At 71.1% G+C, this 12,264-nt stretch carries 15 protein-coding genes and 1 riboswitch; of the genes, 5 read left to right on the forward strand and 10 right to left on the reverse strand.

The genetic code is table 11. The features are described from left to right. Positions 1 to 29: 29 nt before the first annotated feature. The 8 genes from PUR53_RS30455 to PUR53_RS30490 form a co-directional block, all read right to left on the reverse strand. On the reverse strand, positions 30 to 1,619 hold the full coding sequence (locus PUR53_RS30455; RefSeq protein ID WP_329910319.1) for an alpha/beta hydrolase: 1,590 nt from the start codon (positions 1,617 to 1,619) through the stop codon (positions 30 to 32). 164 nt (positions 1,620 to 1,783) lie between these two features. Continuing rightward, the gene (locus PUR53_RS30460) at positions 1,784 to 2,581 is read right to left on the reverse strand and encodes an urease accessory protein UreD (protein ID WP_329910320.1); all 798 of its coding nucleotides are present in this window, start codon (positions 2,579 to 2,581) and stop codon (positions 1,784 to 1,786) included. Beyond that, a complete protein-coding gene (gene ureG, locus PUR53_RS30465) occupies positions 2,578 to 3,261 on the reverse strand; it encodes an urease accessory protein UreG (RefSeq protein WP_329897517.1) in 684 nt (227 codons plus the stop codon). Before ureG ends, PUR53_RS30460 begins: the two co-directional genes overlap by 4 nt. A gap of 281 nt (positions 3,262 to 3,542) precedes the next feature. Next, positions 3,543 to 4,217: an urease accessory protein UreF gene (locus tag PUR53_RS30470; protein WP_329910321.1), complete on the reverse strand. Its 675-nt coding sequence runs from the start codon at positions 4,215 to 4,217 to the stop codon at positions 3,543 to 3,545. Between the two features lie 75 nt (positions 4,218 to 4,292). After that, the gene (locus tag PUR53_RS30475; protein WP_329897519.1) at positions 4,293 to 6,014 is read right to left on the reverse strand and encodes an urease subunit alpha; all 1,722 of its coding nucleotides are present in this window, start codon (positions 6,012 to 6,014) and stop codon (positions 4,293 to 4,295) included. Beyond that, entirely contained in the window at positions 6,007 to 6,318 is a 312-nt protein-coding gene (locus tag PUR53_RS30480; RefSeq protein ID WP_329910322.1) for an urease subunit beta, read from the reverse strand. Before PUR53_RS30480 ends, PUR53_RS30475 begins: the two co-directional genes overlap by 8 nt. A gap of 12 nt (positions 6,319 to 6,330) precedes the next feature. Continuing rightward, positions 6,331 to 6,633, reverse strand: coding sequence for an urease subunit gamma (locus tag PUR53_RS30485; protein ID WP_329910389.1), 303 nt, complete (start codon positions 6,631 to 6,633; stop codon positions 6,331 to 6,333). 169 nt (positions 6,634 to 6,802) lie between these two features. Then, entirely contained in the window at positions 6,803 to 7,432 is a 630-nt protein-coding gene (locus tag PUR53_RS30490) for a TetR/AcrR family transcriptional regulator (RefSeq protein WP_329897521.1), read from the reverse strand. A 101-nt stretch (positions 7,433 to 7,533) separates the two neighbouring features. Here PUR53_RS30490 and PUR53_RS30495 point away from each other — a divergent pair, with 101 nt between their 5' ends. Beyond that, positions 7,534 to 8,607 (forward strand): ABC transporter permease, encoded by a 1,074-nt coding sequence (locus PUR53_RS30495; RefSeq protein ID WP_329910323.1) that lies wholly within the window; start codon positions 7,534 to 7,536, stop codon positions 8,605 to 8,607. A 133-nt stretch (positions 8,608 to 8,740) separates the two neighbouring features. On the opposite strand, the gene PUR53_RS30500 is transcribed toward PUR53_RS30495, so the two are convergent. Then, positions 8,741 to 9,019 carry a type II toxin-antitoxin system Phd/YefM family antitoxin gene (locus PUR53_RS30500; RefSeq protein ID WP_329897523.1) on the reverse strand — a complete coding sequence of 93 codons (279 nt, stop codon included), beginning with the start codon at positions 9,017 to 9,019 and terminating at the stop codon, positions 8,741 to 8,743. Between the two features lie 166 nt (positions 9,020 to 9,185). Here PUR53_RS30500 and PUR53_RS30505 point away from each other — a divergent pair, with 166 nt between their 5' ends. From PUR53_RS30505 to PUR53_RS30520, 4 genes are all read left to right on the forward strand, one after another. Further along, positions 9,186 to 9,827 (forward strand): ATP-dependent Clp protease proteolytic subunit, encoded by a 642-nt coding sequence (locus PUR53_RS30505; RefSeq protein WP_329897524.1) that lies wholly within the window; start codon positions 9,186 to 9,188, stop codon positions 9,825 to 9,827. Between the two features lie 7 nt (positions 9,828 to 9,834). After that, positions 9,835 to 10,152 (forward strand): hypothetical protein, encoded by a 318-nt coding sequence (locus PUR53_RS30510; RefSeq protein ID WP_329897525.1) that lies wholly within the window; start codon positions 9,835 to 9,837, stop codon positions 10,150 to 10,152. 382 nt (positions 10,153 to 10,534) lie between these two features. Further along, positions 10,535 to 10,705: riboswitch (cyclic di-AMP (ydaO/yuaA leader) on the forward strand. Positions 10,706 to 10,708: 3 nt separating this feature from the next. Then, on the forward strand, positions 10,709 to 11,182 hold the full coding sequence (locus PUR53_RS30515; protein WP_045562372.1) for a C40 family peptidase: 474 nt from the start codon (positions 10,709 to 10,711) through the stop codon (positions 11,180 to 11,182). A gap of 77 nt (positions 11,183 to 11,259) precedes the next feature. Then, positions 11,260 to 11,808: a DUF6328 family protein gene (locus PUR53_RS30520; RefSeq protein ID WP_329897526.1), complete on the forward strand. Its 549-nt coding sequence runs from the start codon at positions 11,260 to 11,262 to the stop codon at positions 11,806 to 11,808. On the opposite strand, the gene PUR53_RS30525 is transcribed toward PUR53_RS30520, so the two are convergent. Next, positions 11,780 to 12,238: an ATP-binding protein gene (locus tag PUR53_RS30525; RefSeq protein WP_329897527.1), complete on the reverse strand. Its 459-nt coding sequence runs from the start codon at positions 12,236 to 12,238 to the stop codon at positions 11,780 to 11,782. The two genes, PUR53_RS30520 and PUR53_RS30525, sit on opposite strands and share 29 nt — an antisense overlap. Between the last annotated feature and the right edge of the window lie 26 nt (positions 12,239 to 12,264).

Here is a 12,264-nt window from a genome sequence, read left to right on the forward strand (position 1 = left end):
TCCCGGTCGCCCCCTCCCTCCTCACGGTCCTAAGGCGTCGGCGTGGCGTGCGGGGCGCACTTCACGTCGGCCTTGCCCACCTTGCCGGTGAGCAGGTAGGTGTCCACGCGCCCGTTGACGCACGGGTTGACCAAGCCGGTGACTCCGTGGGAGCCGGCCTTCGTCTCCGTGATCAACCGGGAGCCCTTGAACCGCTTGTGCAGCTCGACGGCGCCCTCGTACGGCGTGGCCGCGTCCCGCTCGGACTGGACGATCAGGACGGGCGGCAGGCCCTTCCTGGTCTTCACGTCCACCGGGGTGTACTGCTTGGACGGCCAGGTGGCGCACGGCAGGTTCATCCAGGCGTTGGCCCAGGTCATGAACGGGTAGTTCTTGTGCAGCCGGGTGTTGTCGCGATCCCACTTCTTCCAACTGGTGGGCCACTTGGCGTCGGTGCACTCGACCGCCGTGTAGACGGCGTTGCCGTTCTCCGAGGCGGCGTTGCCCGCCGTGTCTGAGAGGTCCGGGGCGGCCGCGTCCACCAGCGCCTGGGTGTCACCAGCGGCGTACTTGCTCCACACCTGGGCGGTGGGCGCCCACGCGGAGTCGTAGTACGGGGCGCTCTGGAAGAAGGAGATCAGCTCGGCCGGGCCGACCAGGCCGCCGAGGGGGTTCTTCTTCGCGGTGGCGCGCAGCTTCAGCCAGTTCGCCTGCACCTTGGCCTGGGTGTCACCAAGGTGGTAGGTCGCGTCGTTCGCCGCGACCCACGTCGTCCAGTCCTTCCAGCGCATCTCGAAGGCGACGTCCTGGTCCAGGTTGGCCTGGTACCAGATCTTCTCGCGGGAGGGGTTCACCACGCTGTCGACGACCATGCGGCGCACGTGGTTCGGGAAGAGGGTTCCGTAGACGGCGCCGATGTACGTGCCGTACGAGACACCGAGGAAGTTGAGCTTCTTCTCCCCGAGGGCGGCCCGGATGACGTCCAGGTCGCGCGCCGTGTTCGGGGTCGTCATGTGCGGCAGCATCTCGCCGCTGCGCTCCTTGCAGCCGGCCGCGTACTTCGCCGCGAGCTCGCGCTGCTTGCGCTTGTCGGCCTCGGAGTCCGGGACGGGGTCCATCTTGGGCGCCTTCACGAACTCCTGCGGGTCGGCACAGGAGATGGGCGCCGACTTGCCGACACCGCGCGGGTCGAAGCCCACGAAGTCGTAGGCCTTGGACGTGTTGACCCACAGGGGGTTCTTGGTCGTGACCCGGCGCGGGAAGCGCAGGCCCGAGCCGCCCGGACCGCCGGGGTTGTAGACGAGCGCGCCCTGGCGCTCCTCCTTCGTACCGGTGCTGCCGATCCGGTCCACGGCGAGCTTGATCTGCTTGCCGTTCGGCTTGGCGTAGTCCAGCGGCACGGTGACCCAGCCGCACTGGATGGGCTTCTCCAGACCCCAGCTCTCGGGGCAGTCCTGCCAAGTGACGCCCTGCTTCGCCGCCTTGGCTGCGGCGACGGCGACACCCTTGGCCTCACGGTCCTGCGCGCTCGCGCCGTCCGCGGCGCCGGCCGCGGGAGCCGTGACGGCACTGGCTATCAGGGTCGCCGTGACGAGCAGTCCGGCGGAGCCGAACGCTCCCGCCCTTCTCGTCGGCCTCATACCTCTCAAGAGGGAACTCCCCGTACATCGGTGCGAAATGTCGAATGGTCACGGGGATCCTCGTGCCTGTGAGGCACCTGAGAACAGGGGCCTGACGCGTTCTTTACTAATCCGATAACCGGTGCGGAAAGTCCCGTTCAGCGGATCTCAGGTCTCATGCCTCCTCAGCCGTCCAACTCGGCGAGAGCCTGGTCCAGCACGCGCCGCAGCCGCAGCGCGTCGGGCGCGAGCGCGCTGACGAGTACGGCGGGTCCGGCGAGCGGGGTGAGCGCGGCGGTCTCCCCCAGCACCCTCGGCTCGGGGAGCTTGTCGACAAACTCCGGCCGTACGACGAGGAGTTGCCCCAACGCCCGGTGTCCGCCCAGCACCGCGGGCCCGTCCCAGCCGCCGGGCGCGCCGGGCCCGCACCCCACCTCCTGATCGAGCAACGGCCGCCCGCCGAGCAGTACGGTGATCCGACTCCGCAACCGCCCCGGCTGCTCCCCTGCCCGGCCGAGCACCTGCTCCTCGCGGAACACCAACCGGGCCCCGGGAGTGAGGTCGACGCGCGTCGACACCGCCAGATCGCTACCCTGAGCGGAGATCAACTGCTCGGGCAGCCACCGCAGTTCGCCTCCGTCGGCCACGTCGAGCCGTACGTCGTAGCGGGCCTCCCCCTTGGCCTGCCCGGGCAGCGCGATCGTCGCGGCGGCCGACCCGACATCGAGCCGGGCCCCCGCTCCGACCTCCGCCTCGACGGCGAACCGGTCACCGCCGAGCGGCCCGCTCATCGCCCCGACCAGCATGACCCGCGCCGCGTCCCCACTGCCCCGGGTGCGGCGCAGCGCCAGCGGTCCGTCGCTCTCCAGCACGGGCAGGGCCGTACCGCCCCGCCCGTCGGCGCGGGCCGCGATGCGCGCGGTGGCCCTGACGCCGGTGGTCCCCATGCCCTGCTGTGCCGTGCCCCCTCGGAGAGCCGTCATGCCGTCCACGCCGCGAGCTTCTCCCGCACCCAGGCGGCGACTTCTCCGACCCCGGCCTCTTCGCGCAACGACTGGAACACCACCGGCAGCTGCGCGCGCTGCGCCTTCGCGTCCGCGGCCATCCGGGCGAGGTCGGACCCGACGTACGGCGCGAGGTCCGTCTTGTTGACGACGAGCAGGTCGGCGGTGGTGACACCGGGCCCGCCCTTGCGGGGGATGTCGTCGCCGCCGGCCACGTCGATGACGAAGATCTGCGCGTCGACGAGCCCCTTGGAGAAGGTGGCGGTGAGGTTGTCGCCGCCGGACTCGACGAGGATGAGGTCCAGCGGGCCGACCTCGTCCTCCAGGTCCTCCACGGCCTCCAGGTTGGCGGAGATGTCGTCCCGGATGGCGGTGTGCGGGCACGCCCCCGTCTCCACGGCCGTGATCCGCTCCGGCGGCAACACGGCCTCCCTGAGCAGGAACTCGGCGTCCTCCCGCGTGTAGATGTCGTTCGTCACGACCGCGAGCGACAACTCGTCCCGCAACGCCCGGCACAGCGCGGCGACGGTCGCCGTCTTCCCGGACCCGACGGGCCCCCCGAGCCCCACGCGCAAAGCGCGCCGGCTCCCGTCGGGCCGGTGCGCGTCCGCGCCGATGGCTGAGGGGCCGTCGTGGGAGTGGGCGTGATCGAGATGCATGACTGCGGCTCCTTGTTCGAGAGGGGGGAGTAGGGGGTGGTGGCGAAGAGCTCGGAGGGATCGGTCGTTGGGCGGGTGCGGGCGGGTGGGGCGTCTCGCGCAGTTCCCCGCGCCCCTGAAAGGCCTACGGCCTTTCGGCCCGAAAAGCACGGGGCGCAGCCCCTGCTCTTCAGGGGCGCGGGGAACTGCGCGACCAGCCCCCACCGGACGGACGCCTGGGGGTCGAAGGGGCGCAGCCCCTTGAGGATGGGACGGGTAGGGGCGGCGGGGGCGACCCCCGCTCAGGACGCGAACAACCGCACAGGCCAACCCGCATGCACCTCCGCACTGATCTCCAACAACGGCCCGGAAGCCACCGGCAGCACCCCCACCCCACCGGCCCCCACCCCCCGCGCCGCCTCGACCGCCGCCCCCACCACCGCATCCATCTCGGAAGCCAACCGCGCCAACACCCCGGTCGCCTCGAACGGATCGAGACTCAGCAACCGCACCGTCGCACTGGCGGCCCCACTCACACTCTCGTACACGGAGCAGTACGCCGCGTCGTCCGCCCCCAGCCCGGCGGACCGGGCCGTCACCCCCAGCACGACCGGCTGATGCGCCCCCTTGGGGAACACCCGCGCCACCGCGTCCAGTTCCCCGGAGGGCCACGTGGCCCGCGCCGCCCGCATCAACTGCCGCCCCAGCTTCCGCGAGGCGACCCGCAGCGCGAGCGACGGCGTACGGGCGTCGGCGGCCCTATCCAGCTCGACCGGGTCGACCCCCAGCGCGGCGGCGGCGGCGAGAGACGCCGACACCAGCCCGGCGGTGTGCAGACGCCCCCGGCAGAACGCCTCCAGCCCCTCCGCCCCGGTGATCCGCCCTGCCTTGACGGCCGCCTCGGCCCCGCCGGAGTGCGCGTGCCCCCCGGCGGGAAAGCGGCCGTCGGCCAGGACGAGAAGAGCCGCCCTAGACATCACGGACCCCAGCCGTCATGAACCCGGCCCTCGCGAACCCAGCCATCACGAACCCAGCCATCACGAGCCCAGCCATCAGAAGAGGAAGTAACGCTGGGCCATGGGCAGTTCGGCGGCGGGCGTGGCCTCCACCAGCTCCCCGTCGATGTGCACGGCGAAACTGTCGGGGTCGACGCGCACCTCGGGCCGCGCGTCGTTCTCCCGCATGTCGGCCTTGGTGACCCCTCGGGTCGACTCGATGGCGACGAACCGCTTCCCCAGCGCGAGCCTCTCCGGCAGCCCGTCCTCGATGGCGAGCGGCGCCACGAAGTTGAACGAGTTCGCGGCGGGGGCCCGCCCGATCGCCCCGAACATGGGACGCGGCAGGATCGGCTGCGGCGTGGGGATGGAGGCGTTGGCGTCGCCCATCTGCGCGTACGCGATCTGGCCGCCCTTGATCACGAGCTGCGGCTTCACGCCGAAGAACGCGGGCTCCCAGAGGACGAGGTCGGCGAGCTTCCCGGTCTCCACGGACCCGATCTCCTTGGCGAGCCCCTGCGCGAGTGCCGGGTTGATCGTGTACTTGGCGACATAGCGACGTACCCGTCGGTTGTCCGCCCGCCCGTCACCGGGAAGCGCGCCGCGCCGCCTCTTCATCACGTGGGCGGTCTGCCAGGTCCGCAGGATGACTTCGCCGACCCGGCCCATGGCCTGCGCGTCGGAGGAGATGATCGAGATGGCGCCCAGATCATGCAGGATGTCCTCGGCGCCGATGGTCGACGGCCGGATCCGGGACTCGGCGAACGCGAGGTCCTCCGGCACGGCCGCGTTCAGGTGGTGGCAGACCATCAGCATGTCGAGGTGTTCCTCGGCGGTGTTGACGGTGTAGGGCCGGGTCGGGTTGGTGGAACTGGGCAGGACGTGCGGCTCGGAGACCACGGTCATGATGTCGGGCGCGTGCCCGCCGCCGGCGCCCTCGGTGTGGTACGCGTGGATGCCGCGCCCGCCGATCGCCGCGAGCGTGTCGCCGACGAACCCGGCCTCGTTCAGCGTGTCCGTGTGGATGGCGACCTGGATGCCCGTCCGGTCGGCGACGGTCAGGGACGCGTCGATGACGGCCGGGGTCGAACCCCAGTCCTCGTGCAGCTTCAGGCCCAGCGCGCCGCCCCGGATCTGGGACAGCATCGCCTCGTGCGAGACGGTGTTGCCCTTCCCCAGGAAGCCGATGTTGAGCGGGTACTGCTCCATGGCCTCCATCATCCGGGCCAGGTGCCACGGGCCGGGGGTGACGGTGGTGGCCTTCGACCCCTCCGCCGGACCGGTACCTCCGCCCACCAGCGTCGTCACACCCGCCGACAGCGCCTCGTCGGCGATCTGCGGGCAGATGAAGTGGACGTGGGCGTCGACGCCACCGGCGGTGACGATCCGCCCGTTGCCCGCGATGATCTCCGTCTCGGGGCCGATGACCAGATCGGGGTGGACCCCGTCCATGGTGTCGGGGTTGCCGGCCTTGCCGATGCCGGTGATCCGGCCGTCACGGATGCCGATGTCGGCCTTGACGATGCCCCAGTGGTCGATGATCACCGCACCGGTGATGACCGTGTCCGGGGTGCCTTCTGCGCGCGTAGCACGGGCCTGGCCCATGGATTCGCGGATGACCTTGCCGCCACCGAACACCGCCTCGTCACCGGCGAGGCCGGGCCCGCCGGAGCGGTCCTCCTCGATCTCGACGAGCAGATCGGTGTCGGCGAGCCGGATACGGTCACCGGTGGTCGGGCCGAAGAGGTCGGCGTACGCGGCACGCGAGATCTCAGGCATCGAGGGCACCTCCGGTCTCCCCGCGCAGTCCGGGCACGACACGGGCGCCGGTGAGCGGTACGAGTTCGATGTCGACGGGGATCCCGGGCTCGAAACGCACGGCAGTGCCGGCGGCGACGTTCAGCCGCTTGCCGCGCGCGGCGGCGCGGTCGAACTCCAGGCCGGGGTTGGCCTCGGCGAAGTGGTAGTGGGAGCCGACCTGGACGGGCCGGTCGGCGGCGTTGAGGACGGTGAGCCGGGTGACCTCACGGCCCTCGTTGTAGACGATCGGGTCCGAGGCGAACAGGATCTCTCCGGGAATCACGGGCGCTCCCCCTCAGACGATCGGGTCGTGGACGGTGACGAGCTTGGTGCCGTCCGGGAAGGTCGCCTCGACCTGCACGTCGTGGATCATCTCGGGGATGCCCTCCATGACGTCCTCCCGGGTGAGCAACTGCCGCCCGGACGCCATGAGTTCGGCCACCGTACGGCCGTCCCGCGCGCCTTCGAGGAGGTGCGCGGTGATGAGCGCGACAGCCTCGGGGTGGTTCAGCTTCAGGCCGCGGGCCCGGCGCTTCTCCGCCACATCGGCCGCCACATGGATCAGCAGCCTCTCCTGCTCGTGCGGGGTCAGTTGCACGGCGTCCACCTCACATCCTCGCTCCGGACCGTGCGGGATCCGGTTGCCTCGCCACCGGGCAAAATCGCTGGTGGCGTGGCCGCAGGCTAATTGGGCGGCGTTTCGGCGACGTTAACCGGACCGTGATCCCCGCTCAGTCCCCTCCGTCTCCGCCGTCCCCTCAGCCCTCTCAGTCCCGGGCCTGCGGGTCCCCCATGCTCATCAGCGCCTTCACGCCCAGCTCGACCACCTGGATCGGCACGTCCCCGAAGAGCGCGTACTGGGCGGCGAATCCCTGGGCGAGCGCCACCATGGTCCGCGCGACGCTGAGCGCGGGGATGTCGGCCCGCATCATGCCGGCGTCCTGGTACGCCTCGACGATCCCGATCCAGGCCGCGCGGACCTCGGCGAAGCCGTCCGCCAGGATGGCGTGCAGTTCGGGATTGCGCAGCGTCTCCGCCCACACCTGCACCATCAGCCGCGCGTACAGGGACTCCCCCGCCTCCCCCAGCGACGGCTGTCGGTGCAGGATCCGGCGCAGGGCCGCGCCGATCAGCACGTCCGGCGGCGGAGGCGGGCCCTCAGCCGCGGCCTCCTCGAACGCCTCGCGCACCTCGCCGAGGACCGTGGCGACGATCGCGGCGATCAGCTCCTCCTTGCCGCTGAAGTACCGGTAGACCGCTCCGGCGGAGAGGTCGGCCTCCTTGAGGACGTCCTGCATGGACGTGGCGTGGAAGCCGTTGCGGGCGAAGCAGCGGGCGGCGGCGTCGAGGATCTGGCGGCGGCGAGCGTCCAGACGCTCCTGGGATACGCGGGGCATGCCGCCAAACGTAAAACGAACGTTCCTTCTTGACAAGCGCGGCACCCGGGAGCATGGTGAAGTCAAGAAAAACGAACGATCCTTCTTTTTAGGGAGTGCCCATGTCCGCCCCGTCCGCTGCACCCACCGCGGCCGCCGCACCGGCCGCCCCCACCGGCCCGGCGACCCCGGGAAATTCGGTACCCCCGGGCCGCCGCATGGTCGCGATCATCGTCCTGATCCCGCTCGTCGCGGCGCTCGCGCTCTGGGCCTTCGCCTGGCCCAACGCCCGGACCGCGCCCCGCGACCTGCCGCTCGGCGTGGCCGGACCGGCGACCGCCGTGGCCCAGGTCGAACGGCAGCTGGAGCAGCGGGACGGCGCGTTCGAGATCCACCGCTACGCCGACGAGGCGGCCGCGCGGGAGGCCATCGAGGACCGGACCGTATACGGCGCAATGGTCGTCACCCAGGCCGGGCCGAAGCTGCTCACCGCCTCGGCCGCGAGCCCGATGGTCGCCCAGCTGCTGCAGCAGGCCGTGGCACAGCAGGCCGCCGAGGAAGGCGTCCGGGTGACGACGACCGATGTGGTGGCCAGCCCGGCGAGCGACCCGCGGGGCTCGGCCTTCGGTTCGAGCGTGCTGCCGCTGGCCCTGGCCGGTACGGCGTCCGGCGCCCTGGTCACCCTGCTCGGACTGCGCCGGGGGCGTGCGGTCGGCGCGTTGGCCGGGGCCGCCGCGCTGGTGGGGACCGCTGCCGCCACCCTCGCCGACAGCTGGCTCGGTGTGCTCGGCGGTCACTGGTGGGCCGAGGCCGGTGTGCTGAGCCTGGCGACCCTGGCCGTCGGCGCCACCGTGGCCGGACTCGCCTCACTGCTGGGACGGGCGGGCCTCGGTCTGGGCGCCCTGCTGATCGTCTTCCTGGGCAACCCGTTCGCGGGCGCCTCCTCGGCACCCCAGATGCTCCCCGAGCCGGTGGGCGCCCTCGGCCAGCTCCTCCCGCCGGGTGCGGGCGCCTCACTCCTGCGCTCGGTCTCCTTCTTCGACGGCGCCGGCGCCCTGACCCCGGCCCTGGTGCTGACCGCGTGGGCCGGCCTCGGCCTGACGGCGGTCCTCCTGGGCGACCTGCGCGGGCGCCGCACCCGGCCCACCGAGCGGTCCACCCCTGAGCCGTCGCCGGCCCCGACCGCCGCTCACTGACCCACCGGCGACCGCTCCACCAGACCGGCCGTGCGCCCCCGCTGTAGCGGACGGGGGCGCACGGCCTTGGCGTCGGCGATCGAGCAGAGCCGTCCATCGAGGAGAGCCGTCCGCGGAGGCACTCGCCCCGGCGCTAAGAAGCCCCCGACCCCCGATGCTCGGCCGCGATACCGAAGCGCTGCTGCTCGCGTGAGGCGGGTGCGATCTCGTGGACTCGGGAGACGGCGCTGATCACCGGCTCGTCGGCCGGCTCCTGGAGCGCTTCGAGCTGCTCCAGGTCGGCTGCCGAGACCAGGGCGACGAGGGGCTTCCCGTGCCGCGTCACGACGACGCGCTCGCCGCCGTAGACCACGCGGTTGATCAGATCGGCGAGCTCAGCCCTGGCTTGCGTCACCGGAATCTCGTAGGCCATGACGTCCAGCTTAGACCGGGCGCCTCGCGCCGCCCTGAGCGGAAGATCCCATTCTGACCCCGGCGCGCTTCGAGACCCCCGCCCCGCGCTTTCGGCAGATCCCCTCCTCCTCGCTACGTACGTCCTGTACATTTTTTACAGAAGTCGATCAGAGGAGGCGTGTCTCATGCCCGCGAACCGACCGTCGGCCCGTCACGTGCTGCCCGAGTTCACCGAGCGCACCAGTGCGGGTCACCGAACGATGGATCCGTATGCGAAGTTGCTGGAAGAACGGATCGTGTTCCTCGGGACGCAGATCGACGACACGTCGGCGAACGACGTGACGGCGCAGTTCATGCACCTGGAGCACCAGGCACCGGACCGCGACATCTCGCTGTACATCAACTCGCCCGGCGGCTCGTTCAGCGCGATGACGGCCCTCTACGACACCATCCGCTTCGTCACCTGCGACGTGGAGACCGTCTGTCTGGGACAGGCGGGTTCGGCCGCCGCGGCGCTGCTCGCGGCGGGCACGCCGGGGAAGCGGTTCATGCTGCCGGGCGCGCGGGTGCTGATCCACCAGCCGGCGGTGGCCGACCGGATCGAGGGGCAGGCCAGCGATCTGGCCATCCAGGCCGAGGAGCTGACGCGCAACCGCCGGAGGCTGGAGGAGATGCTCGTCCGGCACACCGGCCAGAGCCCGGAGCGGATCAGCGCGGACATCGAGCGGGACACGTTCCTCGACGCGGAGGCGGCGGTCGAGTACGGCCTGGCCGATCGGGTGATTCCGGGCCGCAGGACCTCGGGCACGCTCCCCGGCGCGAGGTGAGCCGCGGATGCTCCCACCCGAACTCCCGCCGTTGCCCGCGCTCACCCGCGCCGAGGCCGAGCTGATCGACCGTTACCTGGATGTGGTCGATCTGCTCGGCCGGATCAATCCGGCCCGGCCGGGTGACACATATCGCGGGTTGCGCGCGGCGCAGGCGCTCGTCGCCAAGGCGGCCGCCCTGCGCGATGCGCTCGAACTGATGCACAGGCGCGGGGAGAACGAAGTCCACGCCCCGACGCTCGCGCGCGCCCTTCGGGTCCTGGACGGCGAGCGACGGGCGGGCCGGGTGGCGCTGCCGCCGGAGCCGGAGGACTCACCCGCCTGAACGCGCCTGAACCGATCCCGGGTCGCTCGCCGTACTACTGACGGGGCGTCCGGTCCAGGTTTCGTGCCGTCCGGACGGCCTACTGCGATCGACCCATCGGCCCATACGTCGTGAGGACCTGTGAAGTTGCGCAACATGCCTGGTACCGGGCCGGAATATGTCATTCCGGTGCTGGTGCGGACCTCCTCGACCGGCTGGACACAACCGCTGAAAATGGTCTGTCCACCCGAACGGGCGAGTGGTGAGTAAGACCACAAATCCCCGGTTCCGTTGGGATTTTCGGACTTCTGTGCGCCAAGATCCCTTCCTGACGACAAGCCCCCGCCACAGCGGCGGGGCGATCCGGGTGGACGCCGAGTCCTGCCGCCGCCCGGATGACCGGTCGACAGAAGTGCATCGGCAGGAGTGGAGGACCCAAGCACGACGGGTCGCCGGAACGGTCACGCCATGACCGCGCCGAGCAGCCCTTGGGGTGAAGCCGCGTCAGCGGCCGGGCAACTTCGCCAGCCCGAATCCGACAGGTCATCCTTCACAGGCGGCTGACGAAGGGTTGCGCATGACTGCGCTGAATCGTGTCCCGTCGCTGTTGACCCGGGCCGGCACGGCCTCGGCTCTGACCATCGCCGCTGTCAGCGGCAGCATCGTGGTCCCGGGCGCCGCATCCGGCGCCGAGGCCGCCACGGTGGCGTCGAAGGCACTCAAGGTCGCGGCTTCCAAGAAGGGCTCCCCTTACAAGTACGGCGCCGTGGGCCCGAGCAGGTTCGACTGCTCAGGGCTGACGCTCTACTCGTTCAAGAAGGCGGGCAAGAAGCTGCCCCGTACTGCTCAGCAGCAGTACAACAAGACGAAGCACATCTCCGCGAGCAGCCGCAAGCTCGGAGACCTCGTCTTCTTCCACTCGGGCTCGAACGTCTACCACGTCGGTATCTACGCGGGGAAGGGAAAGATCTGGCACTCGCCGAAGACGGGTGACGTCGTCCGGCTGCAGAAGCTGTGGACGAAGAACGTCTGGTACGGCCGGGTCCGCTGACCCACCGTCGGGGGCGGCGGAGCTCTCCGCCGCCCCCGACGGGCGTGCGACCGGCGGTTTTGGATACCCGTTCGACCATGGCCGACGAACGCACCCGTCCCGCACGCAACGAGACCCCCCTCGAACGCGCCGACCGCAATTTCTCCGAACTGCTCCAGGAGTTGCGCGTCACCCAGACCGGGGTGCAGATCCTCTTCGCGTTCCTGTTGACGTTGGCCTTCACCCCGCGCTTCCCGGACCTGGACTCCTTCCAGCGCGCCACCTACGTCGTCACCCTGCTGCTCGCGGTCCTCGCGGCGACGCTCTTCACCGCCCCGGCCGCCCTGCACCGCTCGCTCTTCCAGCAGAACGCCAAGCCCCTCATCGTCCAGGTGTCGTCCCGGCTGGCCACCGCGGGCCTGATCGTGCTGATGCCGGCCTTCACCGGCTCCGTCCTGCTCGTCGTGGACGTGACGCTCGGCCGGAAGGCCGGGATGGCCGCCGGGGCCGGCACCTTCCTCGTCTGCCTGCTCCTGTGGGCCGCGCTCCCGAAACTGGTGGTCCGCTTCTCCGACCACGCCGACTCGTCGGCACGGTCGGCCACGGACGAGGGCCCCGTCAGGGTTCCTGCGGACCGCCCGCGCTGACCGGCCGCACCGGGACCGTCCACGGCAGTTCGATCGCCACCGTTTTTCCGCCCTCCCGTGTGGGTCTGACGCTGAGCCTGCCGCCGCACTCGGCGGTCAGCCAGCGGATGATGACCATGCCCCGGCCGTTGTCCTGCTGGACGGCGGCCGGCAGCCGTTTCGGGAAGCGTGGATGGCTGTCGGTGACGCCGATGCGCAGGCGCTCGTCCCGGTCGAGGGCGAGGTCCACGGTGAAGGTGGGCGACTGACCGAGGGTGTGCTGGACGGCGTTGGTGGCGAGTTCGGACACGATCAGGCGCACGGTGTCGGCGACGTCGGTGTCGCCCGGCAGGCCCCATTCGGCGAGCACGCCGGCGACGTAGTTCCGGGCCGTGGACACCGAGGCGGGATCGCTCGGCAGAGTGACGGATGCTTCCAGGTGATCTGCCATGGCGAGGCGTCCCTTTCCCACGGGAC

This window comes from Streptomyces sp. SP18BB07 (assembly GCF_036322545.1).
Classification (GTDB): domain Bacteria; phylum Actinomycetota; class Actinomycetes; order Streptomycetales; family Streptomycetaceae; genus Streptomyces; species Streptomyces deccanensis.